Source organism: Streptomyces rhizoryzae (assembly GCF_023155275.1).
In the GTDB taxonomy this organism is placed as follows: Bacteria; Actinomycetota; Actinomycetes; order Streptomycetales; family Streptomycetaceae; genus Streptomyces; species Streptomyces rhizoryzae.
Window position 1 is genome coordinate 1 of record NZ_JALMUV010000040.1, and the last position, 26186, is coordinate 26186.

21 protein-coding genes are annotated in these 26186 nt (G+C 74.7%); 5 read left to right on the top strand and 16 right to left on the bottom strand.

The features are described from left to right. Nucleotides 1-43 precede the first annotated feature (43 nt). Nucleotides 44-1222, top strand: a complete 1179-nt coding sequence (locus MUU72_RS26615) for a PQQ-dependent sugar dehydrogenase (protein WP_248015950.1) — start codon at nucleotides 44-46, stop codon at nucleotides 1220-1222. A 76-nt stretch (nucleotides 1223-1298) separates the two neighbouring features. Next, the gene (locus MUU72_RS26620) at nucleotides 1299-1496 is read left to right on the top strand and encodes a DUF6191 domain-containing protein (RefSeq protein WP_248015951.1); all 198 of its coding nucleotides are present in this window, start codon (nucleotides 1299-1301) and stop codon (nucleotides 1494-1496) included. 9 nt (nucleotides 1497-1505) lie between these two features. Here MUU72_RS26620 and MUU72_RS26625 read toward each other — a convergent pair whose 3' ends face one another. The 5 genes from MUU72_RS26625 to MUU72_RS26645 form a co-directional block, all read right to left on the bottom strand. Further along, nucleotides 1506-4592, bottom strand: a complete 3087-nt coding sequence (locus MUU72_RS26625) for a helix-turn-helix transcriptional regulator (RefSeq protein WP_248016015.1) — start codon at nucleotides 4590-4592, stop codon at nucleotides 1506-1508. A 95-nt stretch (nucleotides 4593-4687) separates the two neighbouring features. Beyond that, nucleotides 4688-4876, bottom strand: coding sequence for a hypothetical protein (locus MUU72_RS26630; RefSeq protein ID WP_248015952.1), 189 nt, complete (start codon nucleotides 4874-4876; stop codon nucleotides 4688-4690). A gap of 264 nt (nucleotides 4877-5140) precedes the next feature. Beyond that, complete coding sequence (locus MUU72_RS26635) at nucleotides 5141-5827, bottom strand: hypothetical protein (RefSeq protein ID WP_248015953.1); 687 nt, start codon at nucleotides 5825-5827, stop codon at nucleotides 5141-5143. A gap of 54 nt (nucleotides 5828-5881) precedes the next feature. Beyond that, a complete protein-coding gene (locus MUU72_RS26640) occupies nucleotides 5882-8092 on the bottom strand; it encodes an MMPL family transporter (RefSeq protein WP_248015954.1) in 2211 nt (736 codons plus the stop codon). 315 nt (nucleotides 8093-8407) lie between these two features. Continuing rightward, nucleotides 8408-10525, bottom strand: a complete 2118-nt coding sequence (locus MUU72_RS26645) for a phosphocholine-specific phospholipase C (protein ID WP_248015955.1) — start codon at nucleotides 10523-10525, stop codon at nucleotides 8408-8410. Nucleotides 10526-10827: 302 nt separating this feature from the next. On the opposite strand from MUU72_RS26645, the gene MUU72_RS26650 reads away from it, so the two are divergent. The 3 genes from MUU72_RS26650 to MUU72_RS26660 are packed head-to-tail and all read left to right on the top strand — an operon-like array spanning nucleotide 10828 to nucleotide 12295. After that, nucleotides 10828-11055, top strand: coding sequence for a hypothetical protein (locus MUU72_RS26650; protein WP_248015956.1), 228 nt, complete (start codon nucleotides 10828-10830; stop codon nucleotides 11053-11055). Then, a complete protein-coding gene (locus MUU72_RS26655) occupies nucleotides 11052-11294 on the top strand; it encodes a DUF397 domain-containing protein (protein ID WP_248015957.1) in 243 nt (80 codons plus the stop codon). The genes MUU72_RS26650 and MUU72_RS26655 overlap by 4 nt, the downstream gene beginning before the upstream one ends. Continuing rightward, nucleotides 11291-12295 carry an aldo/keto reductase gene (locus MUU72_RS26660; protein WP_248015958.1) on the top strand — a complete coding sequence of 335 codons (1005 nt, stop codon included), beginning with the start codon at nucleotides 11291-11293 and terminating at the stop codon, nucleotides 12293-12295. The genes MUU72_RS26655 and MUU72_RS26660 overlap by 4 nt, the downstream gene beginning before the upstream one ends. A gap of 96 nt (nucleotides 12296-12391) precedes the next feature. Here the strand turns inward: MUU72_RS26660 and MUU72_RS26665 are convergent, their stop codons facing one another. The 11 genes from MUU72_RS26665 to MUU72_RS26715 all read right to left on the bottom strand — a co-directional run bounded on the left by MUU72_RS26665 (nucleotide 12392) and on the right by MUU72_RS26715 (nucleotide 26185). Further along, entirely contained in the window at nucleotides 12392-13318 is a 927-nt protein-coding gene (locus MUU72_RS26665; protein WP_248015959.1) for an LLM class F420-dependent oxidoreductase, read from the bottom strand. Between the two features lie 283 nt (nucleotides 13319-13601). Next, nucleotides 13602-15110, bottom strand: coding sequence for an Asp-tRNA(Asn)/Glu-tRNA(Gln) amidotransferase subunit GatB (gatB, locus tag MUU72_RS26670; protein WP_248015960.1), 1509 nt, complete (start codon nucleotides 15108-15110; stop codon nucleotides 13602-13604). A gap of 31 nt (nucleotides 15111-15141) precedes the next feature. Then, nucleotides 15142-15384, bottom strand: coding sequence for a hypothetical protein (locus MUU72_RS26675; protein ID WP_066982835.1), 243 nt, complete (start codon nucleotides 15382-15384; stop codon nucleotides 15142-15144). Between the two features lie 37 nt (nucleotides 15385-15421). Then, the gene (gatA, locus tag MUU72_RS26680) at nucleotides 15422-16915 is read right to left on the bottom strand and encodes an Asp-tRNA(Asn)/Glu-tRNA(Gln) amidotransferase subunit GatA (RefSeq protein WP_282504689.1); all 1494 of its coding nucleotides are present in this window, start codon (nucleotides 16913-16915) and stop codon (nucleotides 15422-15424) included. Nucleotides 16916-16920: 5 nt separating this feature from the next. Further along, the gene (gene gatC / locus MUU72_RS26685; protein WP_016573597.1) at nucleotides 16921-17217 is read right to left on the bottom strand and encodes an Asp-tRNA(Asn)/Glu-tRNA(Gln) amidotransferase subunit GatC; all 297 of its coding nucleotides are present in this window, start codon (nucleotides 17215-17217) and stop codon (nucleotides 16921-16923) included. Nucleotides 17218-17837: 620 nt separating this feature from the next. After that, entirely contained in the window at nucleotides 17838-19946 is a 2109-nt protein-coding gene (locus MUU72_RS26690; protein WP_248015962.1) for a putative bifunctional diguanylate cyclase/phosphodiesterase, read from the bottom strand. Nucleotides 19947-20102: 156 nt separating this feature from the next. Further along, nucleotides 20103-22319, bottom strand: a complete 2217-nt coding sequence (ligA, locus tag MUU72_RS26695; RefSeq protein WP_248015963.1) for an NAD-dependent DNA ligase LigA — start codon at nucleotides 22317-22319, stop codon at nucleotides 20103-20105. Nucleotides 22320-22350: 31 nt separating this feature from the next. After that, on the bottom strand, nucleotides 22351-23364 hold the full coding sequence (locus tag MUU72_RS26700) for a methionine synthase (RefSeq protein ID WP_248015964.1): 1014 nt from the start codon (nucleotides 23362-23364) through the stop codon (nucleotides 22351-22353). A 79-nt stretch (nucleotides 23365-23443) separates the two neighbouring features. Continuing rightward, on the bottom strand, nucleotides 23444-24844 hold the full coding sequence (locus MUU72_RS26705) for an MFS transporter (protein WP_248015965.1): 1401 nt from the start codon (nucleotides 24842-24844) through the stop codon (nucleotides 23444-23446). 123 nt (nucleotides 24845-24967) lie between these two features. Then, nucleotides 24968-25426, bottom strand: a complete 459-nt coding sequence (locus MUU72_RS26710) for a MarR family winged helix-turn-helix transcriptional regulator (RefSeq protein ID WP_248015966.1) — start codon at nucleotides 25424-25426, stop codon at nucleotides 24968-24970. Nucleotides 25427-25495: 69 nt separating this feature from the next. After that, nucleotides 25496-26185 carry an SDR family oxidoreductase gene (locus MUU72_RS26715; RefSeq protein WP_248015967.1) on the bottom strand — a complete coding sequence of 230 codons (690 nt, stop codon included), beginning with the start codon at nucleotides 26183-26185 and terminating at the stop codon, nucleotides 25496-25498. Nucleotide 26186: the final 1 nt, after the last annotated feature.

The following is a 26186-nucleotide window of genomic DNA, read 5'->3' on the forward strand; positions in this document are numbered from 1 at the left end:
GGTGTGGTGTGCTTGGGGGCTCGTCTAGGAGAGGACTGGGGCTGTGCAACGGCGTTTCCGGGGTGCTGTGTTGGCCGTCGCGTCGGTGGTCGTGGTGGCGGGGTGCTCGTCGGGGGGCGGGGTGGCGGCGGGGGATGCGGGGGCCGGGGGGCCGGGTCGGGGGGCCGGGGGGCGGTCGCCCGGCCCGGCCGCGTCGGTCGCGGTGCCGCCCGCCAAGGGGACCGTACGGGTCACCGGGACGCTGGCCACGGGGTTGCGGACGCCGTGGGGTGTGGCGGTGCTGCCGGGTGGGGACCTGCTGGTCGGGGAGCGGGACACCGGGCGGATCGTGCGGGTCGCCGCGCACGGGGGCAAGGTCACGCAGGCGGGATCGGTGCCGGGGGTGGCCGCCGGGGGCGAGGGCGGGCTGCTGGGGCTCGCGGTCTCCTCGTCGTTCGCCGCCGACCACCAGGTGTACGCGTACTTCACCACCGCGTCCGACAACCGCATCGCGCGGCTGATCTACGACGAGCGGCGCGACCCCGGCAACCAGCTGGGCGCGCCCGACACGATCTTCAAGGGGATCCCCAAGGGGCGGTTCCACAACGGTGGGCGGCTGGCGTTCGGGCCGGACAGGATGCTCTACGCCACCACCGGGGAGACCGGCGACAAGGCGCTCGCCCAGGACAAGGCGTCGCCGGCCGGCAAGATCCTGCGGATGACCCCGGACGGCGAGCCGGCGCACGGCAATCCGGAGCCGGACTCGGTGGTGTACGACTACGGGCACCGCAACGTCGAGGGGCTCGCCTGGGATTCCGGCAAGCGGCTGTGGGCGTCGGAGCTCGGGCAGGACACCTGGGACGAGCTCAATCTCGTCGAGCCGGGGCGGAACTACGGCTGGCCGCAGGTCGAGGGGAAGCGGCGGGGCGGCGCCCCGGTGCCGCCGGGGTACGCCGACCCGGTCCTGGTGTGGAAGCCCGCGGACGCCTCGCCGAGCGGACTGGCGTACGCCGGCGGCTCGTTGTGGATGGCCTCGCTGCGCGGCGAGCGGCTGTGGCGGATCCCGCTGGACGGGACGCGGCCGGCGGCCGCACCGCAGGCGTTCCTCCAGGGCCGCTACGGGCGGCTGCGGACCGTCGTACCGGCCGGGGACGGGGCGTTGTGGCTGGTCACCAGCAACACCGACGGCCGCGGCACCCCGCACGAGGGAGATGACCGGATTCTCCGCCTGGAGATCAGCTGATCCCCTTTCCTGGCGGTCTGCTTACACTCGGTGCGGGGGACGGGTGGATCCACCGGATCGCACCGAAGGGGGCACCGTGTTCAACGTCGTGGAAGAACTGTTCGCGCCCGGCCGCAAGCACACCGAGGAGGAGCGGCAGCGGATGTCGCTCGTGCTGGACGAGGTGGGCCGGGGCGGCCGGGGCGAGGGGCCGATAGACCTCGCCTCCGGCGTCGTGGTCGTCCGGGCCCGGCCGCAGCGGCCCGCACCGGAGGAGCCCGGCACGGGCGGCTGACGGGCCGCTTCAGGGGCGCGTGGCCGGTTCGGCGAAGAGGCGCAGGCGGTGGGCCACCGCGCCGGCCTCGCCGCGCCCGGAGACGCCCAGCTTGGCGAGGATGTTGGAGACGTGGACGCTGGCGGTCTTCGGGGAGATGAAGAGGGCGTCGGCGATCTGGCGGTTGCTGCGGCCGTCGGCCACCAGGCGCAGCACGTCCCGTTCCCGGGGCGTCAGGCCCAGCGACTCGGCCGGGGCGGCGGGCGGCGGGGCGGCGGCCGCGGTGCGGGCCGGGCCGGGCCCGGCGGCGCCGGGGAGGGGTATCCGGGCGCGCTGGGCTAGGAGTTCGAGCTCGCCGGTCAGCGGCCCGGCACCCATCCCGGTCGCGGCCGTGTGCGCCTGGCCGAGCAGCAGGACGGCGGCCTCCCGCGGGGTGCGGCCGGCCAGCCCGGCGGTGGCCCGCTCGGTGCCGTGCAGCAGCGACTCCGCCCAGCGGCAGCAGCACCAGGCCAGTTCGTGCGGCCGCTCCAGCGGCTCGAAGGCGGCGACCGCCGCGGCCCAGGCGTCCGGTGACTCCCGACCCTCGGCGCGGCGGAGTTCGGCCTCGACGGCGGTGCCGTAGGCGTCCCATACCGGGGAGAGCCGGGACAGCCGCTTGGCGGCCTCCCGGATGCGGGCGAGGATCGCCGGCCGGCCGGGCTCGGCGGCGGGCAGGCCGCGGGCGTCGGCCTCGACGGTGGTGGCCGCCCACAGCAGCGGCCAGGCGTAGCGGTGCAGGCCGGGTGCGAAGCCGGCGGGCGGGACGGCCTGGTCGAGGATGGCGCGGGCGTCCAGCACCCGGCCCTGGCGGGCGGCCAGCCGCAGGGCGTGCCGGGCCATGGGCAGGGCGTGCTGCGGCTGCGGGTCGTGGGTGCCGTAGTGCTCCTGGGCGACGGCCAGTTCGCGCTCGGCGGCGGCGAGGTCGCCGGCGTCCAGGGCGAGGGCGGTGAGGCGGCTGGCGGCCAGCGCGATGGCGCGGGGGTTCTGGGCCAGCCGGCGGGCGTCGGCGGCGGCCCGGCCGGCCTCCGCCCAGCGGCCCAGGGACTGGAGTGATTCGGCGCGGTTGCTCAGCACCCAGCTGGTGGTGTCCTTCAGGCCGTAGCGGGTGGTCAGCTCCACGCCCTGCTCGGTGACCGCCACCGCCTCGCGGGAGCGGCCGACGCCTTCGAGGGTGCCGGGGAAGTTGATGTGGCCGCGGCCGATGACGGCGAAGTAGCCGCGGGCCGCCGCGCGGTCCAGGACGGTACGGAACTCCGCGAGCCCCTCCTCGACCTCGCCGGCGTCCACCCGCAGGCCCGCCAGCGTCACCCGGGAATTGAGCTCCGCCTGCTCGTCGCCCACCAACCGGGCCAGTTCCACCGCCCGTTCGGCGGTGGCGAAGGCGCCGGGGCCCGGTTCGTGCAGCATCTGCCAGTTGGCGACCGCGGCGGTGACGGTGGCGTGCACGGACGACGGCGGCAGGCCGCGCATCAGCTCCTGGGCCGTGCCCAGGTCCTCCCAGCCGTTGCCGCGGCCGGTGCCCTGGCACAGCCGGGAGCGCTGCACCAGGAACCACGCGGTGCGCAGCGGGTCCCCCTCCTCGCGCAGGGAGCGCAGGGCGCGCTTGGTGATGGTGAAGGCCCGCTCGCTGTCGCCGGAGAGCCGGGCGGCGACCGCGATCTCGGCGAGCAGGTCGATGAAGCGCAGCGCGTCGCCGCGGCCGCCGCCGCAGGGCGGGTACGCCTCGGCGTAGTCGACCGGGCGGACGGCCTGGCGGACCTCGGGCGGCGCGTCGTCCCACAGCTCCAGGGCGCGGTCCAGCAGCCGGAGCTGCTCGGCGTAGGCGTGCCGGCGGCGGGCCTGGACGGAGGCGGCGAGGACGGCGGGCAGCGCCTTGGCGGCGTCGTGGGCCTTGTACCAGTAGCTGGCCAGCCGGGTGGCGCAGACCTCGGAGCGGACCAGGGAGCGGTCGGCCTCCAGGGCCTGGGCGTAGCGGCGGTTGAGGCGGGTGCGCTCACCGGGCAGCAGGTCGTCGACGACGGCCTCGCGGACCAGGGCGTGCCGGAAGCGGTAGCCGGTGCCGTCCTGGGTGGGCAGGAGGGTGTTGCTGCCGACGGCGGCGCGGAGCGCCTCGATGAGGTCGTCCTCGGGCATCTCGCAGACCGCGGCGAGGAGTTCGTACTCGACGGTGGAGCCGCCCTCGGCGGCGATCCGCACCACCCGCTGGGCGTCCTCGGGCAGCGCCTCGACGCGCACCAGCAGCAGGTCGCGCAGCGGGTCGCTGAGGCCGTAGGCGCAGCCGTCGGCCATCCCGCGGGCCAGCTCCTCGACGAAGAAGGCGTTGCCCTCGGAGCGCTTGAAGACGCGGTCGACGGTGTCCTCGCCGGGCTCGCTGCCCTGGATGCCGGCGATCTGGGAGCGGACCTCGTCGCGGTTGAAGCGGTCCAGCTCGACGCGGCGGACGGTGCGCATCCGGTCGATCTCGGCGAGGAACGGGCGCAGCGGGTGGCGGCGGTGGATGTCGTCGGAGCGGTAGGTGGCGACCAGCAGGATGGCGGCGTCGTGCAGGGCGCGCAGGAGGTAGGCGAGCAGCTCGCGGGTGGAGCGGTCGGCCCAGTGGAGGTCCTCGATGACGATGACGAGGGTGCGGTGGGCGGCGAGCCGCTCCAGGAGGCGGGCGGTCAGCTCGAAGAGCCGGGCCCGGCCGATCTCCGCGCCCTGGGCCTCGCCGGCGGTCTCCCCCAGCTCCGGGAGGATCCGGGCCAGTTCGCCCTCCTGGCCGGCGACGGCGGCGGCCAGCTCCTCGCGCAGGCGGGCGTTGAGGGTGTGCAGGATGGAGGAGAACGGGGCGAACGGCAGGCCCTCGGAGCCGATCTCGATGCAGCCGCCGAGGGCGACCAGCGCGCCCTGGGCGCGGGCGGTCTCGCCGAACTCCTCGATCAGGCGGGTCTTGCCGACCCCGGCCTCGCCGCCGATCAGCAGCGCCTGGGGCTCGCCGGACGCCGAGGCCCGCGCCAGCGCGTCGCCCAGCTCGGCGAGTTCGGCCGCGCGGCCGACGAAAACGGGACTGATGGGTCTGCTCTCCACGGTGCCGAGCATCGCACAGGGGTCCGACAGTCCGGCAGTGGTTTCCGGCACACCCGGAGGTCCCCCGGGCCGCACCGCCGGGCCGTCCGCCGCGTCCTGAGGGGCGGTCAGGCGGTGGCGCGCCGGATCCACCCGCGCCGTACCCGGCCGCCCCTCACCCGCCCTTCGGCATCGTGGCGTCCGGAACCGGCGGCGTCCCGGGCGCCTTCGGTGGCCTCGCGCACCAGGCGGCGGCGGTCGGCCTCGCGGCGCAGTTCCTCGTAGCGGACGCGGATTTCGAGTTCGGAGGCGTACACGGGGTCTCCTCGGGTCGGGGCGGAGGGGCGTCCGGCCGGTTCGCCGGGCGCCGATGGCCTCCACTCTCGTCGCCGAGGAGGGTCCGCCGCATCGGGAGAGTGCCTGATCTCGGGGACGCCTACGGGCCGTGGAAAGCGGTGTGGAGGACGGCCGGGGGCTTAGAAACCGGCCCCCGGCCGCCGCGGGGACTCAGAAACACCGCCCCGGGGCGGCCGGCCGCCCCGTACCGGGCCGCTTTCCCGGCCCCGCCGCCCTCAGGGGCCTCAGGCGCCGCCGCCGGGTGCCTTAGGGAGGCTGGGCAGGCTCGCGAACAGGTCGAGGTACATACCCGCCGACACCAGCAGGCCGAGCAGGCCGAGCACCAGGCCGCCCCAGGCGACGGCGCGCACCCAGGTGGGGCGGCGGCCGGTCAGCACGACCGCGGCGACGAGCAGGGCGAGCACCGCGAAGGCGCCGTTGACCAGGGCGGTGGTGTGCCAGGGGGCGCCGTAGACGGTGGCGATCTGGTCGGTCGCCCTGCCGGTCTGGAGCTTGATCTGGCCCAGCAGGGTCTGCCGCTCGGCCAGCAGGGTGCCGAGCCAGGTGCCGGTGAGCGAGGCCAGGCCGAGCCCGGCGGCGACGACCGCCCCGGCGCCCGCCCCCGCACCGGACCGGGACGCCGCGCCGTCGGCGGGGTGGTCGGTGTCGTCGGCCGGGTCGGTGTCGTCGGCGGGTGCGGTCGCGTCGGCGGGGGTTTCACCGCCGGGTGTTGCGTCGCCGGGGCTCCCGGGGGCGGCGGTGGTGCCGGCGGCCTCCGCGGACTTCCCGGCCGGCTCCTCGGCGGCCCGCCCGGCGGCCCTGTCCCCCGTCCCGGAGGTCACTTCGGCGGTCCCGCCCCCTACGGTCCCGCCCTCGGTCGTCGTCTCCTCGGTCGTCGCGTCATCGGTTCGCTTGTCGGTCGTCGTTCCCATGGGCGCGACCGTAGGGGCCGCGTCTGAGAGTCCGATGAGAGCCCCGGGCGCGCCCTACGCGGCCGGCCCCCGGACCCCGGCCGGCGGCCGGTCGCCGGTGTGCGGCGCGGGCGCGGCGGGTTCCGGCGGCGGTTCGATGCTCAGCTTGGGCAGCCGCCGGTCCAGCCAGGCCGGCAGCCACCAGTTGGCGCCGCCCAGCAGGTGCATCAGGGCCGGGACCAGCAGCGTGCGCAGGACGAACGCGTCCAGGGCGACGGCCGCGGCCAGGCCGATGCCGAACATGGCGATGATCCGGTCGCCGCTCAGCACGAAGGCCCCGAACACCGCGATCATGATCAGCGCGGCCGAGTTGATCACCCGGCTGGTCTCGGCGAGCCCGGTCCGCACCGCCCGCCGGTTGTCGCCGGTCAGCCGCCACTCCTCGTACATCCGGCTGACCAGGAAGACCTGGTAGTCCATGGAGAGGCCGAAGAGCACCGAGACCATGATCACCGGCAGGAACGGTTCGACGGGGCCGGCCCGGCCCAGTCCCAGCGCCTCGCTCCCCCACCCCCACTGGAAGACCGCCACGACGATCCCCAGGGACGCGGCGACCGCGGCGAGGTTCATCAGCGCGGCCTTCAGCGGGATGCCGATGCTGCGGAAGGCGAGCAGCAGCAGGACGGAGCCGAGGCCGATGACGGCGCCCAGGAAGAGCGGGAGTTTGCCGACGATCACGGCCGCGAAGTCGTCGTAGCCGGCGGTCACCCCGCCGACCCGGACCCGCAGCGTGGTGCCGTCCGCGGCGGCCGGCAGCACCTGGGCGCGCAGCCGGGTCACCAGGTCCGAGGTCTGCCGGGACTGCGGTGCGCCGTCCGGGACGACGGTGATCACGCCGGTGGTGCGGCCGCCGTCGAACTCCGGCCCGCTGACCCGGGCGACGCCGGGCGTCGCGCGCAGCGTGCCGGGCAGCTTGTCGAAGGCGATCCGGTCGCCGGCGCCGTCGAGCGAACCGACCAGCGTCAGCGGCCCGTTGGAGCCGGGCCCGAACCCGTCCGCCAGCAGGTCGTACGCCTTGCGGGTGGTGGCGGTGGCCGGGTCGTTGCCCTGGTCGGAGGTGCCCAGGCGCAGGCCGAGGGCGGGCAGGGCGAGGGCGAGCATCACGGCGGCCGCGAGGACGCCGAGGAGCCGGTGGTGGCGTTCGACGAAGCCGGCCCAGCGGGCGGCCGGCCCGTTCGCGGCGGTGGGCCGGGGCCCGTCGGCGGCCAGCCGGCGCCGCTCCCGGCGGCCCAGCGCCCGGGTGCCGATGAGCCCGAGCAGGGCGGGCAGCAGGGTGACGGACGCGGCGACGGTGAGGACGACGGTCAGCGAGGCGGCCAGCGCGACGCCGTTGAGGAAGCCCAGCCGCAGGGTGAGCATGCCCAGCAGCGCGATGCAGACGGTGACCCCGGCGAAGACCACCGCGCGCCCGGAGACCGCGACCGCGCGGGTGGCGGCCTCCTGGACGGACAGGCCGGCGCGCAACCCCTTGCGGTGCCGGGTGACGATGAAGAGCGCGTAGTCGATGCCCACCCCGAGGCCGATGAGCACGCCCAGCATCGGCGCGAAGTCGGCGAGCGTCATGACGTGGCCGAGCAGGGTGATCCCGGCGGCGGCGGTGCCGACGGCGGCCAGGGCGGTGACGATCGGCAGCAGGGTCGCGGCGAGCGAGCCGAAGGCGAGGAAGAGCACCACGGCCGCCGCGCACAGCCCGATGATCTCCGGGAGGCGGTCGTGCGGGGCCTGGGTCAGGGCGATCCCGGAGCCGCCCAGCTCGACCTGGAGTCCGTTCCCGGCCGCCGCCCGGGCGGTCCGCACGACCGCGCCGACCTGGGCCGCGGGCAGGTCGTCGGGCGAGCTGCGGAAGGCGAGCCGGGCGTAGGCGGTGCGGCCGTCGCGGCTGATCTGCTGCCCGCCGCCGGGCCCGTAGGGGCTCTGGACGGACGCGACGCCGGGGAGGCGGGCGACCTTTCCGAGGGTGTGCTCCATGGTGGCGCGGACGGCGGTGGCGCGCACCGAACCGGCCGCGGTGTGCCACACGAGGGTGTCGGTGTCGCCCGCCTGGTCCGGGAACGCCTTGGCCAGGAGGGCGCCGGCCTGTCCGGACTCGGTGCCGGGGACCGCGTAGTCGGTGGAGTACGCCGAACCGGCCAGTCCCGCGGCGACGGTGGTCCCGGCGAAGGCCGCGAGCCAGAGGAGGAGCACCACGAGGCGGCGCCTGAGGCACCAGCGAGCCAGAGCGGTCACGGGCTGCTTCCCGGGTTGTGCGCCGATAACTCCCGGGAGCGGGTGGTGCCGAACGCGGACGGACAGGGCGGGGCGGGGGACGGGCGGCGGGCCGCCGGTGCCGGAACCGGTGCGGCGGACCCGCTTCCGAGGGCAGCGTGTCAGCCCGTAAAGATCCTTTGTCCTGTTTGTGGACTTCCCCACAAAGAGAGCGGAAGAGGCAACCGCGGCCGCTTATCGGGCGGTTAGGCCCACCAAAAGCCACTTAACCGGACTTTCCACCCCATCGACCTCCCGGGGCGCCCCGCCCGCCAGGCGCCCCCGGGCCGCCCCGGGTCACCCGGTGACCGACTCCCTCCCGTCCTCCACGTGCCCCATCAGCCGGCGGTGGAAGGAGCCGTCCTCGGCGACGGTCAGCTCCAGGTCGTACCAGCCGTGCGCGCCCGCGGCGGCGTGCGCGACGGTGCGGGTGCCCCCGGCCTTGACCGTCAGCGTGCGCGGCGCGGTGTCCGCGTAGGCCAGCGGTGTCAGGGTCACGGTCAGGTCGGTGGCGCCCGGGTTGACGAGGGTGAGGTGCAGCTCCCGCCGGGCCGCGTCGATCCGGGTGCCGATCCGGACGGCCGCGGCGGCGCCCGCCGCGGTGCCGGCGAACTCGCGCCGGAAGCCGTTGGGCCCGGTCACCGTGAAGCGGTAGCCGCCGCCCTTGACCGGCACCGCCCACTCCGCCGCCCGGTGCACGTCCCGGTGCTGCGGGACGTCGTACTCCTTTGCGTACGGGTAGAGCGCCAGGTGCGCCGAGGCGGCCCCGGTGTTGCGGACCGCCAGCCGGAACAGCCCCGCCCGCGGGTCGAAGCCGCCGTCGGCGTCGGGCTGGTAGGGCAGCGGCCGGGCCGGGCGGTGGCCGTACTCCTGCCGGGGCATCTCCTGGTGGACCGGCGGCTGCGGCCGCCAGCGGCCGCTGAACGGCGGCACCGGGCCGGGCCGGTGCACCGCCGGCTGCTTCCGGCGCCGGGAGAAGTCGAAGGCGGCGGTCAGGTCGCCGCAGACGGTCCGCCGCCAGGCGCTGATGTTGGGCTCCCGGACCCCGGTCCAGCGCTCCAGGAAGCGGGTGATCGAGGTGTGGTCGAACACCTGCGAGCAGGCGTACCCGCCCACCGTCCAGGGCGAGATGACCAGCATCGGCACCCGTATGCCGAGCCCGACCGGCTTGCCGTCCCAGAACTCCGCCTCCGTCCCGGCCGGCGGCACCGGCGGCGGCACGTGATCGAAGAACCCGTCGTTCTCGTCGTAGGTCAGGAAGAGCGCGGTGTGCCGCCAGACCTCCGGGTGGCTGCCGAGCGCGTCGAGGATCTTGTAGACCAGGGTGGCGCTCTCGATGGGCGAGGACGAGCCCGGGTGCTCGGAGTCGGCCGCGGACGGCACGATGTAGGACACCTCGGGCAGCGTGCCGCTCGCCACGTCGGCGGCGAACGCGGCGGCCGTGGAGTGCGGGTCGCCGCGCCGCAGCGCCCGCTCGAACAGGCTCCGCTCGGCCCGGCCCAGCGCCGCGACCCCCTCCTCCAGGAGGCCGGCCAGCCGGGTGCGCTCGGCATCGGACGCACCGGCCAGCTTCCCGTAGTAGGCGGTCATGGTCCGCACCCCGGCCACCTTGGCCAGCGCCTTGCGCGCGACCGCCTTGAAGGTCGCGTAGAACTCCAGGTTGTTGTCGGTGAAGTTGTCCCACTCCTGGTAGACCCGCCAGCTGCGGCCGGCCTGCTCCAGGCGCTCGGCGTACGTCGTCCAGGTATAGCCGGGGTGGGTGTCCTCCTCGTAGGCGTCGTTGCCCACCGCCCGCCCGCCGCCGCCCGGCTCGAAGCCGGTCCAGCCGCTGACCAGGTGGTTGCGGTTCGGGCTGGTGGAGGAGTGGATCGAGGAGTGGTACGCGTCGCAGACGGTGAAGGTGTCGGCGAGTTCGTAGTGCAGCGGGACGTCCTGGCGGTCGTAGTGCGCCATCGTGGCGGAGGTCTTGGCGGCGACCCAGTTGTTCATCCAGCCGCCGTTCCAGGCTCGGTGGCCACCCGCCCAGCTGTGGTCGAGGTCGCCGATGTACTGGAGGTCCTTCTTCTGGGCGGCGGCCGCCTCGCGCACCGGGAACGGCAGGACGTGGCGGACGCCGAGCGGGCCCGGCTGCTCGAAGACGGTGCCGCCGCCGGGGAGTTCGACGGCGTTGCGGTCGCCGAAGCCGCGGACGCCGCGCAGCATCCCGAAGTAGTGGTCGAAGGAACGGTTCTCCTGCATCAGCACCACCACGTGCCGGATATCGCGGAGCCCGCCCCCGCCGGGCGGCGCGGGGCGGCCGGCGTCCTGCGCCAGCGCCTGCTGGAGCGAGGGCGGCAGCAGCGACCCGGCCACCGCCGCGCCGGCCGCCGCGGCGCCAACTCCCAGTACCCGTCTGCGAGATACCTCCGGTGCCACGCCCGACCTCCCTTTCGTCAACCAACGGGTCCCAATGGTCTGCGGTCAGCCCATTGAGACGGTGCGACGGGGACGGTAGTGGACGGCCGTGACAAGCGATAGGTCTCGGAGTGACATCTTTGAGAACACTCCGCGGCGCCGCCCGGGACCGCACCCCCCGGCGGCGGCGCACCGGATGGGCGCCGCCCCTCAGCACCACAGCCGGTGGTCGCGGCCCGGCGGGACCCCGGGCAGCAGCGCGTTGGTGGCCGGTTCGCCGACACGGAGCACGATGTCGTCCGCCGTTCGCCGGGGTGCAGAGCATGGCGACTCATCGAACCGAACATGCGGGGTCGGCCGGGCCGCTCGTGTTGCCGGAAACAGCTGATCACGGCCACCTCGCAGACATCGAAGGCCAACGCGTCAGCTACCTCGTGGACGACCCGGGTGAAGTCGGTCTGCTGCGACAGAAACATGGGATGCTGCGAGCGCAGACACGCACACCGAAGGACAGCAGCAGCCTGCTCGAACAACTGGCGGGAGCGGCATGAGCGATCCGGCCTGGTTCAGGTCCGGCTACAGCAGCGACGAGGGCGGCAACTGCCTCGACGTCGCCCACGACCGGCGCACGTCCCGTCACAGCGCCGGCGAAGGCGGCAACTGCCTGGAGAGGGCCGCCTCTCCCGCCGCCCTTCACATCCAGGACTCCGAGGATCCCCACGGGCCGGTGCTGACCCTGCCCGCCGTGACCTGGGGGGCGTTCCTCGCGGACGTCGTCGGGCGGCCGTGAGGCGGCGTCGGCTGGGGGCCGCCGGGCCGGTCGTCTCCGCGCTCGGCCTCGGCTGCATGGGGATGTCCACCTCGTACGGCGTGCCGGACGACACCGAGTCGGTCCGCGCCCTCGACCGGGCGGGCGAGCTCGGCATCACCCTGCTGGACACCGCGGACGCGTACGGGCGGGGCGCCAACGAGGAGTTCCTCGGGCGCTGGCTGGGCAACCGGCCGGGCTCCGTCCGGGACGGACTGGTCCTGGCGACGAAGTTCGGGCTGCGGCACGACGCGGCCACGGGGCGGGTGAACGCGGTCGACGGCTCCGCCGCCTGGGTGCGGACGGCGTGCCACGCCTCGCTGCGCCGCCTCGGCACGGACCGGATCGACCTCTACTACCTGCACCGGCGCGATCCGGCCGTCCCCATCGAGGAGACCGTCGGCGCCATGGCGGAACTGGTCGCCGAGGGGTCCGTACGCCACCTCGGCCTGAGCGAGGTGAGCGCGCGGACCCTGCGCCGGGCGCACGCCGTGCACCCCATCGCCGCCGTCCAGCTGGAGCACTCCCTCTTCACGCGCGAGGTGCTGGAGGGCGAGATGCTGGCCACCTGCCGGGAGCTGGGCATCGGCATCGTGGCCTACTCACCTCTCGGGCGCGGCATGCTGACCGGTGCACTGACCTCCCGGGCGGACCTCACCCCCGACGACGCCCGGCGCCGCTGGCCGCGCTTCGCGGACGAGAACCTCGCCCGCAATCTCGCGCTGGTCCGGGCCGTGCGCGCCGTCGCTGCCTCCCTCGGCTGCACCCCGGCGCAGGCCGTCCTCGCCTGGCTGCTGGCCCAGGGCGAGGACATCGTCCCGATCCCCGGCACCAAGCGCCGGGCGTACCTGGAGGAGAACGCGGCCGCGGCCGCCCTCGCGCTCGGCCCGGAGCAGGCGGACCGGCTGCGGGCCGCCGTCCCGGACGGCGCGGTCGCCGGGGAGCGCTACCCGGACGCCGCCCTGGCCCGCCTCGGCCTCTGACCGGGCGGGCGGCGCCGGGCCCGGTCGCCCGGCGGCCGAGCCCGGACGTCTGCCGGGCGGGCCCGGCGGCTCCGAGCCAACGCGCTTCCCGTCGTCTCAGTCCGCCAGCAACGCCGGGGCCAGCTCCCGCAGTTGGTCGAAGCCCAGACCGCGGTCGGCCGCGACCGGCTGGAGCGCCACATGGTCCGCGCCCGCGTCGTGGTGCTCCCGCACCCGGCGCCGGATCGCGTCCACATCGCCCCAGGCGACGATCGCGTCCACCAGCCGGTCACTGCCGCCGCCGGTGAAGTCCTCGTCATCGAAGCCCAGCCGCCGCAGGCTGTTCACGTAGTTGGGCAGGGCGAGGTAGAAGCCGAGGTGGTGCGCGCGGATCGCGGCGCGGGCGGTCGCCGGGTCGGTCTCCAGCAGGACGGCCTGCTCGGGGGCGAGCACCGGCGTGGCGCCCAGCGCGGCGCGGGCCCGGGCGGTGTGCTCGGGCGTGACGAAGTACGGGTGCGCGCCCGCCGCCCGCTCGGCGGCCAGCTCCAGCATCCTGGGGCCCAGCGCGGCCAGCACCCGGGCCGGCGGCGCGGCCACCGGGCCGTCGTACGCGGCCTCGTCCATCGCCGCCAGGTAGGAGCGCATCGCGGCGAGCGGCTTGGCGTAGGTGTGGCCGCGGCCCTCGACCTGCGGGGCGTGGCTGGCGCCCAGGCCCAGCAGGAAGCGGCCGCCGTACGCCTCGGCGAGGGTGTGCGCGCCGGCGTTCATCGCGGTGGCGTCGCGGACCCAGATGTTGGCGATGCCGGTGGCGACCGTCAGCCGCTCGGTGGCGGCCAGCAGCAGCCCGGCGTGCGCGAACGCCTCCTTGGTGCCCTGCGCCTCACCGAACCACAGCGCCCCGTACCCCAGCCGCTCGATGCCGGCCGCGAACTCCCGCACCGCCGCGGCCGGCGCCCGGCCCAGCCCGCCGTGCCAGACCCCGACCCGCCCGATCCGCCCGGCGACCTCCCGGCCTCCCGGCGCGGCCCCGTCCTGCTGCGTCATCGCCACTCCTCCGCTCCGGCGGGCCCCTGACCGGCGGCCACCGCTCCGATGATCCTTTACCGGTGACAGCAACGGTCCGGGCCGCGGCATTCCACCGCGGGGGCAGGAAACCGCGGGATCCACCCGGAGGGCGGAACGCCGGACGCCGTCCGGAGGCCGGAACGGCGGGCGCCGGCCGGGCGGTTGGGCAGGCCCTTGGGCAGGCGCCCGCCCGGGCCCGGGTACGGCGCAGCGGCCGCCCCTGGGGAGAGGGACGGCCGCTGCACGCGCCGGTGGCGGGGGCTCAGCCCTCGACGCCCAGCTTCTCCAGGATCAATTCCCGGACCCGGGCCGCGTCGGCCTGCCCGCGGGTGGCCTTCATGACCGCACCGACCAGGGCACCGGCCGCGGCGACCTTGCCGCCGCGGATCTTGTCGGCGATGGCGGCGTTGGCGGCGATCGCCTCGTCCACCGCGGTGCCGAGCGCGCCCTCGTCGGAGACGACCTTCAGGCCGCGCTTCTCCACGACCGTGTCCGGGTCGCCCTCGCCGGCCAGCACGCCCTCGATGACCTGGCGGGCCAGCTTGTCGTTGAGCGAGCCGTCGGCGACCAGCGCGGCGACCCTGGCGACCTGCTCCGGGGTGATCGGCAGGGCGCCGAGCTCCACGCCGTCCTCGTTGGCGCGGCGGGCCAGCTCGCCCATCCACCACTTGCGGGCCGAGGCGGCGTCCGCACCGGCGTCGGTGGTGGCCACGATCAGGTCCACCGCCCCGGCGTTGAGGATCGCCTGCATGTCCAGCTCGGAGACGCCCCACTCCTCGCGGAGGCGGTTGCGGCGGACCCGCGGCAGCTCCGGCAGACCGGCCCGCAGCTCCTCGACCCACTCGCGGGACGGGGCCACCGGCACCAGGTCCGGCTCGGGGAAGTAGCGGTAGTCCTCCGCCTCCTCCTTGATCCGGCCCGGGGTGGTGGAGCCGTCGTCCTCGTGGAAGTGCCGGGTCTCCTGGACGATCTTGCCGCCGGAGGACAGCACCGCGGCGTGCCGCTGGATCTCGAAGCGGGCGGCCCGCTCCACCGAACGCAGTGAGTTGACGTTCTTGGTCTCCGAGCGGGTGCCGAACTCCTCGGTGCCCTTGGGCATCAGCGAGAGGTTCACGTCGCAGCGCATCTGGCCCATCTCCATACGGGCCTCGGAGACGCCCAGCGCCTTGATCAGTTCGCGCAGCTCGGCGACGTACGCCTTGGCGACCTCGGGCGCGCGCTCGCCGGCGCCCACGATCGGCTTGGTGACGATCTCGATGAGCGGGATGCCGGCGCGGTTGTAGTCCAGCAGCGAGTGCCGGGCGCCGTGGATCCGGCCGGTGGCACCGCCGATGTGGGTGGACTTGCCGGTGTCCTCCTCCATGTGCGCGCGCTCGATGTGCACGCGGAAGACCTCGCCGTCCTCCAGCTGCACGTCGAGGTAGCCGTCGAAGGCGATCGGCTCGTCGTACTGGGAGGTCTGGAAGTTCTTCGGCATGTCCGGATAGAAGTAGTTCTTCCGGGCGAACCGGCACCAGTCGGCGATGGTGCAGTTCAGGGCCAGGCCGATCTTGATCGCCGACTCCACGCCGGTCGCGTTGACGACCGGGAGGGAGCCGGGCAGGCCCAGGCAGGTGGGGCAGGTCTGCGCGTTGGGCTCGGCGCCCAGGGTGGTGGCACACCCGCAGAACATCTTGGTCTTGGTGCCCAGTTCGACGTGGACCTCCAGACCCATCACGGGGTCGTAGGCGGCCAGCGCGTCCTCGTACGGCACCAGGTCGGTGACAGTCACGGTGAAACTAACCTCTCAAGTCCGGTGCCGGTCAGCCCGCGAGGACGTCGTCGTCGTTGAGACGGCGCAGTTCGCGGACGAGCAGGGCGACACCGGTGACGATGGCGGCGGCGGAGACGACGGCGTCGACCAGCTGGAGCGTGTCGTGCTCCCCCTTGGCCTGCTTCGCCTGCTTGATGACGCTCACCGCGCCGAACAGCGTGGTGCCGATGGACAGGTAGGTGCCGGGCTTGGACTTCTTGAAGTTCTTGGCCTTGGCCAGCTTGCCGCTCACAGCGTCTCCTTCGGCATGTCCTCGTGGTCTACGGCGTTCACAGGGCCGGCGCCTCGTCCAGCAGCGGGTGGCCCCACTTCTCGGTGAGCGCGGACTCGACCGCGGCACCGACCCGGTAGAGCCGATCGTCGGCCATGGCGGGCGCGATGATCTGGAGACCCACCGGCAGCCCGTCCTCGGGAGCCAGCCCGCAGGGCAGCGACATCGCGGCGTTGCCCGCGAGGTTGGCGGGGATGGTGCACACGTCGGCGAGGTACATCGCCATCGGGTCGTCGGTGCGCTCGCCGATCGGGAACGCGGTGGTCGGCGTCGTCGGCGAGATGATCACGTCGACCTGCTCGAACGCCTTCTCGAAGTCCCGGGTGATCAGCGTGCGGACCTTCTGCGCGCTGCCGTAGTACGCGTCGTAGTAGCCGGAGCTGAGCGCGTACGTGCCGAGCATGATGCGGCGCTTGACCTCGGGGCCGAAGCCGGCCTCGCGGGTCAGCGCGGTGACGTCCTCGGCGGACTTCGTGCCGTCGTCGCCGACCCGCAGGCCGTAGCGCATGGCGTCGAAGCGGGCGAGGTTGGAGGAGCACTCGGACGGCGCGATGAGGTAGTACGCGGCCAGCGCCAGGTCGAAGGACGGGCAGTCCAGCTCGACGATCTCGGCGCCCAGCTGCTGGAGCAGCTCCACCGACTCGTCGAAGCGCTGGAGCACCCCGGCCTGGTAGCCCTCGCCGCGGAACTGCTTGACGACGCCGACGCGCATCCCGTCCACCGAGCCGTTGCGGGCCGCCTCGACGACCGGCGGGACCGGGGCGTCGATGGAGGTGGAGTCGAGCGGGTCGTGGCCGGCGATGGCCTCGTGCAGCAGCGCCGCGTCCAGCACCGTGCGGGCGCAGGGCCCGCCCTGGTCGAGGGACGAGGAGAAGGCGACCATGCCGTAGCGGGAGACGCCGCCGTAGGTGGGCTTGACGCCGACCGTGCCGGTGACGGCGGCGGGCTGGCGGATCGAACCGCCGGTGTCCGTGCCGATGGCGAGCGGGGCCTCGAAGGAGGCGAGCGCGGCGCTGGAGCCGCCGCCCGAACCGCCGGGGATCCTGGTGAGGTCCCAGGGGTTGCCGGTCGGCCCGTAGGCGCTGTTCTCGGTGGAGGACCCCATGGCGAACTCGTCCATGTTGGTCTTGCCGAGGATGACGACGTCGGCGGCCTTGAGCTTCTTGGTGAGCGTCGCGTCGTAGGGCGGGAGCCAGCCCTCCAGGATCTTCGAGCCGACCGTGGTGGGCATGCCCTCGGTGGTGAAGATGTCCTTCAGCGCCACCGGGACGCCGGCCAGCGGGCCGAGCTTCTCGCCGCGGGCGCGCTTCTCGTCGACGGCGCGGGCCTGGGCGAGCGCGCCCTCGCGGTCCACGTGCAGGAAGGCGTGCACCTTCTCGTCGACGGCCTCGATGCGGGCCAGGTGGGCCTCGGTCACCTCGACGGCGGTGACCTCGCCGGACGCGATGCGCGCCGCGATCTCGGCGGCGGTGAGCTTGATCAGGTCTGCCATCTCGGTCACTCCTCCCCCAGGATCTGCGGCACCTTGAAACGCTGCTGCTCCTGGGCCGGGGCGCCGGAGAGCGCCTGCTCGGGGGTGAGCGACGGACGGACCTCGTCCGGCCGCATCACATTGGTCAGGGGCAGCGGGTGGGAGGTCGGCGGGACGTCTTGGCCGGCGACCTCGGAGACGCGGGCGACCGCGCCGATGATGTCGTCGAGCTGTCCGGCGAAGTGGTCGAGCTCTTCGTCCTTCAGCTCCAGACGTGCCAGCCGGGCGAGGTGGGCGACCTCCTCGCGCGTGATGCCAGGCATGCAGCGATCCTCTGGTGTTTTCGGCGGAGTGTTCTGGGCGGAGTGTTCCGGAAGGAGATTTCTGGGCGATTTCTCCGGTGGAGTATTCCGGCCCAATCCTATGGCGTCCCCCTTCGCCCCCGCGAAACGCTTTCCCCGAACGGCCACGGGGCGGCGCGAAACGGCTCCGCCGGGGGCCGGGCGCGGGGCCCGGCCGGGCGGTCCGGCCGGGCGGTCCGGCCGGGCGGTCCGGCCGGGCGGCGCGGGGGTGGCGGTGGCGAGCCGCCGAGGGCAGGACCGGGGTCAGACGCCGTCCGGGGCCTCGGGGCGGGGTGCGGCCGGCGGCTCGCCCCCGGCGACCGGGCCGGGGCCGGGCCCGGTCGGGGGGTCGCCCTCGGGCGGTCCCGCGGCCGGGCGGGCGCGCGGCGCGGCGGGCGCTGCACCGGACCGTTCCGGAAGGGTGGCCTCCGGGGCCGGGCCGGGCTCTGCCGGATCGTTTGCTCGCGGTCCGGACGGCCGGGGTTCCGCCGGTGCCGGGCCGGACGGTTCCGGTGCGGACGAATCCGTCGGTGCGGTCTCTGCGGTCTCTGCGGTCTGCGCGGTGGTGTCGGAGCGGGGAGTTGGGACGGCCGGTGGCCGGGTCAGTTGAGGACCTGTCCCGAAGGGCGCTCAGCTGCCTTCTCCGCCGTGAAGGCGGTCGTCTCCGACGCACGGCGCCAGCCGTGCTCACCGCGGGCCCGCAGCCAGGCCGTGGTCTCGTCCGGTGGCATCGCGGCGGCCACCAGCCAGCCCTGGACGGCGTCGCAGCCCAGGTCCCGCAGGCGCTCCCAGGTCTCGTCGTCCTCGACGCCCTCGGCGACGACCAGGAGGCCCAGCGAATGGGCGAGGTCGAGGGTGCAGCGGACGATCTCGGCGTCCTCGGTGTCCACGGCCAGCCGGGCCACGAAGGAGCGGTCGATCTTCAGCTCGCTGACCGGGAGGCGCCGTAGGTGGACCAGGGAGCTGTAGCCGGTGCCGAAGTCGTCCAGGGACATCTTCACGCCGTGCGCGGTGAGCCCGGCGAGGGTGTCGGCGGCCCGCTGCGGGTCCTCCAGGAGGACGTGCTCGGTTATCTCCAGCTGGAGCGCGCCGGGTGGGACGCGATGTCGGGCGAGCCGGGCGGCGACCGCGCCGGCGAAACCCGGGGAGTGCACATCGCGCGGGGAGACGTTCACCGCGACCGGGACCTCCAGGCCCATCGCGCGCCAGCGCGCCACCTGGGCGAGCGCGGTCTCCAGGACGTACTCGGTCAGCCGCGGCATCAGCCCGGAGGACTCGGCGATGGCGATGAACTCGTCGGGGGGCACCCGGCCGCGGTCCGGGTGGACCCAGCGGACCAGCGCCTCCAGGCCGGCGACATGGCCGTCGAAGCCGACCTTGGGCTGGTAGTGCAGTTCGACGTCGCCGGCGTCCAGGGCCCGCCGCAGATCGCCCAGCAGACCGAGCCGGTCGGGGGTGTTGCCGTCCCGTTTGGCCTCGTACAGCTCGACGCCGCTGCGGTCCCGCTTCGCCTGGTACATCGCCACGTCGGCCCGGCGCAGCAGCCCTTCGGCGTCCAGGGCGTGGTCGGGGAAGACCGCGACCCCCGCGCTGGCTTCGAGCACGAGGGTCAGACCGTCGAGGTCCAGGGGCGAACCGAGGGCCGCGACCAGATTGCGGGCCACCCGCTGGGAGCTGGTGAGCGAGTCCGTGGCCGGCAGCAGCACGGCGAACTCGTCGCCCCCGAGCCGGGCCGCCTCGGCGCCGCGCGGCAGTGCGTGCCGCAGCCGGTCGGCGATCTGGAGCAGCAGGCGGTCGCCGGCGAGGTGCCCGAGGGTGTCGTTGACGGACCGGAAGCGGTCCATGTCGATGAGGACCAGCGCGGCCCGGGTGCCGGCCCGCTCGGCCTCCTCCAGGGCCGTCCAGGTGCGCTCCAGCAGCCACAGGCGGTTGGGCAGGCCGGTGAGCGGGTCGCGCAGCTGCTCCTCGGCGCGCGCCCGGGCTATCCAGAGCGTGGAGTCCAGGGCGATCAGCGGGACCGCGAACAGCGGCAGCAGCAGCGGGGCGTTGACCGCGCAGACCGCGATCAGCGGGGAGATGCCGAGCAGCGCGATACCGACCAGCGCCTGCCGCACCACCGCCGGGCGGGCGATGGCGGGCAGGCCGCCGGCGAGCGGCAGCTTGCCGAGCCACAGCAGGCCGCGGCTGACGAGGAGGTAGCCGCCGGCCATGACCAGGACCTCGGGCACCACGGTGAGGTCCCAGGCGTCCGGCGCCCAGGGCCGGCGGACGCCGGGGTGCACCCCGCAGGCGGCCAGTCCGAGCGCGGCGGCGCCGATGCCCAGGACGTCAACTGCCCCGTGGACCAGCGCCTGTCGCCAGCGCTGCCGCCGGGCGGCGCCCACCAGGGCCACCACGGAGAGGCTGACCAGGACGGCCGGCACCCAGCCGTACAGGAGGAGTACGGCGAGCGCGAGGGCCGCGCCGGAGCCCGTGCCGCCCCACCAGCGGTCCCGGCCCAGGGCGACCAGATGGCCGACGAGGACGCCGGTGAGGACCGCCAGCGACCAGCCGACGGGCCCGGCGGGGAAGAGTGGTTCGGCGCCGCCGAGGGCGTGCAGCACACCCGCGGCGAGGGTGACCCCCGCCGTCATGACGATGGCCGCGGGCAACGCGGGCACCACAAGCCGGCGGAGCCGCGACGCCGGAGCGGCACTGTCGGTCGGTTTCATTCCGATCCCTCTCACAGCCGGCTGTGCCCGCGCCACGGCAGGCGCACACGTCAACAGTAGGCCGCGGAAGGCCGCCACGGGCAGCGATCCGCAGCGGTTGCCCGAATGCGACCCGGCCTCCCGGATCAATCTGGTATGCGCCGATGGGGTGACACCTCACTCCTCCTCAGGCGGAGTGACCGCTACCGCCCGTGCCGCCTCCGGACCCTGCTCCAGCAGCACAGCGAAGCCGTCATCGTCCAGCACGGGGACCTTCAACTGCATCGCCTTGTCGTACTTCGAACCGGGGTTGTCGCCCACCACTACGAATCCGGTCTTCTTGGAAACGGATCCGGTCACCTTCGCTCCGAGAGCCTGCAACGCTTCTTTCGCGCCATCTCTGGTGTGTGAGTGGAGTGTGCCCGTTACCACGACGGTGACGCCTTCCAGGGGGCGCGGGCCCTCGTCACCCGTCTGCGGGTCCTCCATCCGGACGCCCGCGGCCCGCCAGCGCTCGATGATCTCCTGGTGCCAGTCCTCGGCGAACCACTGCTTGAGCGAGGCGGCGATGGTGGCGCCGACGCCGTCCACGGCCGCCAGCTCCTCCTCGCCGGCCTCCCGGATCCGGTCGATGGAGCGGAACTCCCGGGCCAGCGCCTGCGCCGCCACCGGGCCCACGTGGCGGATCGACAGGCCGGTCAGGATCCGGGCCAGCGGGCGCTCCTTGGCGGCCTGGATGTTCTCCAGCATGGCGAGGGTGTTCTTCTTCGGCTCGCCCTTCTGGTTGGCGAAGAAGGTGACGACCTTGTCCTCGCCGGTCTTCGGGTCGCGCTTGGGCAGGCCGGTGTCCGGGTCGAGGACGTAGGACTTGATGGGCAGCAGCTGCTCGACGGAGAGGTCGAAGAGGCCGCCCTCGTCCTTCAGCGGCGGTTCGGCGGGCTCCAGCGGCCGGCTGAGCGCGGTGGCGGCGACGTAGCCGAAGTTCTCGATGTCCAGGCACTTGCGGCCGGCCAGGTAGAAGAGCCGCTCGCGGATCTGGGCGGGGCAGGACCGGGCGTTGGGGCACCGCAGGTCGATGTCGCCCTCCTTGGCGGGCTGTAGCGCCGCACCGCACTCGGGGCACTCGGCCGGCATCACGAACTCCCGCTCGCCGCCGTCGCGCAGGTCCACGACCGGGCCGAGGATCTCCGGGATGACGTCACCCGCCTTGCGGAGCACGACGGTGTCCCCGATGAGCACGCCCTTGGCCTTGACCACGTCCTGGTTGTGCAGGGTGGCGAACTCGACCTCGGAGCCGGCGACGGTGACCGGCTCGACGACCGCGTACGGGGTGACGCGGCCGGTGCGGCCGACGCCGACGCGGATGTCGAGGAGCTTGGTGTTGACCTCCTCCGGGGGGTACTTCCAGGCGATCGCCCAGCGGGGCGCCCGGGAGGTGGCGCCCAGCCGGCCCTGGAGGCGGATCTCGTCCAGCTTGACGACGACGCCGTCGATCTCGTGCGCGACGGCCGTGCGGCGGGTCTCGGGGTCGCCGTAGTGGGCGATGAACTCCCGTACGGCGGCGAGGGAGCCCACGACGCGGTTGTGCGTCGCGGTGGGCAGGCCCCACTCCTCCAGGAGCCCGTACGCCTCCGAGAGGCGGTCGATCTCCAGGCCGTCGCGGGCGCCGAGGCCGTGCACGACCATGTGCAGCGGGCGACTCGCGGTGATCTTGGGGTCCTTCTGGCGCAGCGAACCGGCCGCGGCGTTGCGGGGGTTGGCGAACGGGGGCTTGCCGTCGGCCACCAGGCGCTCGTTGAGCTCCAGGAACTTCTCCATGGGGAAGTACACCTCCCCGCGGACCTCGACGAGGTCGGGCACCCGGTCGCCGGTGAGGCGGTGCGGGATCTCGGCGATGGTGCGGACGTTGGGGGTGATGTCCTCGCCGGTGCGGCCGTCGCCGCGGGTGGCGGCGCGGGTGAGCCGGCCGTGCTCGTAGGTGAGGTTGACCGCGAGGCCGTCCACCTTCAGCTCGCACAGGAAGTGGTAGCCGGCGGCCTTCGGGTCGCCGCCCAGCTCCGTGGCGAGCCGCTCGGCCCAGGCCGACAGCTCCTCGTCGTCGAAGGCGTTGTCCAGCGAGAGCATCCGCTCGCGGTGGGCGACCTCGGTGAACTCCGTGGCGTACGCCCCGGCGACCTTCTGGGTCGGGGAGTCGGGGGTGCGCAGGCCGGGGTGCTCGTCCTCCAGCGCCTCCAGCGAGCGCAGCAGCCGGTCGAACTCCGCGTCGCTGATGACCGGGGCGTCCTTCACGTAATACCGGAAGCGGTGCTCCTCGATCTGCTCAGCGAGCTGCGCGTGCTTCTCCCGTGCCGCGGCGGGCACCTCGGATGCCGTCGCGTGCTGTTCGCCAGCCACCGTATTCGTCCTCCCGTGTCCGTGAGTGCGGTCACTCAGGGTTGTCTGCGAGCGACCTCGCCGCCCGGACGCAGTGGGCGAGCACCGCGCGGGCGTAGGCGGGCGAGGCGCCCGCCAGCCCGCACGCGGGGGTGACCACCACGGACTCGGCGAGAGTCCCCGGGGCCAGCCCCAGCCTGCGCCACAGCGACCTGATACCCATGACGCTACCGGCAGGGTCTGACAACGGGCCGTCCACGCCCGGCACCACGCCCGCGAACAGCGCGGTCCCGCCCTCGACCGCCTCGCCGAGCGCCTCGTCCTCACGCTCGGTGAGCAGTCCTGCGTCGAACGAGACACCGGCGGCGCCGGCCCGCCGCAGCAGTCCGAACGGCACCGCGGGCGCGCAGGAGTGGACCACGACGGGGGCGCCGTCCGCCGCGGCGACCAGGTCGCGCAGCGCGCCCTCGACGACGGCGCGGTCCACCGCCCGGTGGGTGCGGTAGCCGCTGGCGGTCGGCACCCGGCCCTGGAGGACCGAGGTCAGCGCCGGCTCGTCGAACTGGAGCACCACCTCGGCGCCCGGCACCCGCCGCCGCACGTCGGCGAGATGGGCGCGCAGCCCCTCGGCGAGGGAGGCCGCCAGGTCGCGGCAGGCTCCGGCGTCGCCGAGCGCGGCCTCGCCGTTGCGGAGTTCCAGGGTGGCCGCGAGGGTCCAGGGGCCGACCGCGGAGACCTTCAGCGGCCCCGCGTAGCCCTGGGTGAACTCCTCCAGGGCGTCGAGGTCCTCGCCGAGCCAGGAGCGGGCCCGCCGGGTGTCGCGGCCGGGCCGGTCGCTGATCCGCCAGCCGCTGGGCTCCACATGGGCGTAGAGGTCGACGAGCATGCCCAGGGTGCGCCCGGTCATGTCGGCGCCGGGCCCCCGGGCCGGCAGCTCCGGCAGATGGGGGAAGTCCTCCAGCGATCCCGTCACGGTCTTCGCCGCTTCGCGCGCGTCCCCGCCCGGCATCGACCCGATGCCGGTCGCCGCGCCCGCGGCCCACTTGTGCCTGCTGTTCTCACTCACCCGGGAAGGGTATGCGGCGGCGGGCCGCGCGGGCCGTCCCGGCCCCGCCCGTCCGCCGCCCGGCGGCCCCGGTCCGCCGTCAGCGGCCGGTCCGGGTGCCCCGCCAGGCCACCGCCGCCGCGGCCGCCAGGGCCACCGCGGTGAGCCCGAACGCGTACCCGGTGCCCTGGCCGGTGCTGCCGGCGGCGGTGAGCACCGCGCCCGTCCCGGCGATGCCGACGAGCGAGCCGACCTGGCGGTTGGCGTTGAGGGTGGCGCTGCCGAGGTCGGCGTGCTCGCGGCCGGCGGCCTCCATCAGGACGCCGGTCAGGGCCGGGGAGCTGATGCCGCTGCCGAGGTGGGCGACGGCCAGCACCGCCGCGAGGACGCCGTAGGGCAGGTGGGGCGTCAGCAGCGCGAAGAGCAGGAGGTAGCCGGCGGCGGAGAGCGCCAGGGAGGCGGTGAGCGCGGCCCGGTTGCCGGTGCGCGGGGCGATCTTCGTGTACAGGACGTTGCCGAACGGGATGACCAGGACGGCCGGGAGCATCTCCAGGCCCGCGGTCACCGGACCCGCCCCGCGCCCGCTCTGGAGGTAGAGCCCGAGGACGAACAGCACCCCGTAGAAGGCGAGGTTGAACAGGAAGCCGACGGCGTTGGCGGCGGCGAAGCGGCGGTCGGCGAAGAGCGCGGCCGGCAGGACGGGGGTGCGCGCGGTGCGTTCGCGGACGAGGAACGCGGCGGCGGCGAGCACCGCCAGCGCGGCCGCGGCCAGTACGCCGGGCGCGGACCAGCCGGCGGCCGGCCCCTCGATGAGGGCGTAGGCCAGCGCGCCGAGGGCCAGCACGCCCAGGACGTGGCCGGTGCCGCCGAGCGGGCCGCCGCGGCCCGGTACGGCCGCGACCACCCGGCGGGTGAGCAGCAGTCCGGCGAGGCCGACGGGGAGGTTGACCAGGAAGATGCTGCGCCAGCCGAGGGTGCCGACGAGCAGGCCGCCGAGGGTGGGGGCGAAGGCGACGGAGGTGGAGACGATCGCGGACCAGACGCCGAGCACCTTGGCCCGGCGGGCCGGCTCGGGGAAGGCGTGCATCAGCAGCGACAGCGAGCTGGGCATGAAGAGGGCGGCGCCCGCGCCCTGGGCGAGGCGGGCCGCCACCAGGGCGGCGCTGTTCGGCGCGGCGGCGCCCAGCAGGGACGCGGCGGTGAAGACGGCCAGGCCGGCGAGGTAGACCCGGCGGGCGCCGGACCGCTTGGCGAGCGAACCGGCGAGCAGCAGCAGGGCGGCGAAGGCCAGCACGTAGCCGTCCACGACCCAGGTCAGCCCGGACATGGTCAGGCCGAGCCGGGCCCGCAGGTCGTGCGCGGCGACGTTCATGATGCCGGTGTCCAGGCTCGCCATCACGAACCCGAGGGCCAGCACGAGGAGTTGGGCGCCGCCGCGGGGAGCGGCCGGGCGGGGCTGCGGGGTTGCCGTGGCGCGCCGCGGCGCCGTCTCAGTGATCATGCATTTAGTTATAACTGTATCTATCGGCGCGAGTAATGGTTACAGCTATAACTTTACTGAAGTCATACGGAAGCCCCCGGGGCGGTGGGCCCCGGGGGCTTCGTGGCGGGACGGCGGGCGGGGTCAGTCCCCGGCCCGGCCCAGCGCCGTGAGCAGTGCGTCGCGGAGCGCGGCGCGCTCGTCGTGCGCGAGGTGGTCCAGCGGCGAGCGCGTCCCCATCCGCCGCAGCAGGTCCAGCCGCAGCTCGCGGCCGGCGTCGGTGAGCACCAGCTGCTTGGCCCGCCCGTCGGCCGGGTGCGGCCGGCGGACCACCATCCCCTGCTTCTCCAGCTTGGAGATGACGTAGGTGACGTTCGGCGGCTCGCAGCACAGCACCGCGGCCAGCTCCCGCGCGGTCTTCGGCTCGCCCAGCTCCTCCAGCGCCTTGGCCTGGGTCGGCGTCAGGTCCAGCTCCGCGATCCGGCTGCGCTGGTGGGCGTCCAGGCGGCGGCTCAGCTCGGTGACGAGCCCCCGGATCTCCCGGAACCCGCACCCGGCCGCCGCGCTCGTCTTCGCTTCGGTGCTCGCCCTCGACGTGGTCACCCCTGAAGCGTACGTCGCCCCCGCGCGGTGCACGGGGGCGAGGGGCGGACCGGCCGGAGCGGCCCCCGGTCAGCGGCCGGGGCGGACCACCACGTCCTTCAGCTCCGCGTCGCGCGGCAGGTCGATCGCGGTGAGGATCGCGGTGGCCACCGACTCCGGGTCGATCCACCGGGCGGCGTCGTACGCCTTGCCCTCCTGCCGGTGGGTGCTCTCCTGCATGGGCGTGGCGGTGCGCCCCGGGTAGACCGAGGTGACCCGCACGCCGTTGTCGTGCTCCTCGGCGCGCAGCGAGTCGGCCAGCGCCTTCAGGCCGTGCTTGCTCGCGGCGTAGCCGCCCCACTGGGCGTTCGCGGTGAGCCCGGCGCCGGAGTTGACGAAGACCACGTCGCCCTGGGCGACCCGGACCAGCGGCAGCAGCAGCCGGGTCAGCTCGGCGGGCGCGACGAGGTTGACGGCGAGCTGCCGCTGCCACGCCTTGGCGGGCAGGTCGGCGACCGCGCCCAGCTCGATCACGCCGGCGATGTGCTGGAGGGAGTCCAGCCGCTCGGGCAGCCGCTGGTGCCCCAGCGCCCAGTCCAGCTTCTCGGGCGTGGCCAGGTCGCCCACCAGGGTGTGCGCCCCGGGGAAGCGCTCGGCCAGCTCCTTGGCCCGGCCCACGTCGCGGGCCAGCAGCCACAGCTCCTCCCCGCGCTCGGCCAGCCGCCGCGCGACCGCCGCCCCGATGCCCGACCCGGCGCCCGTGATCAAGTGCGTACCCATA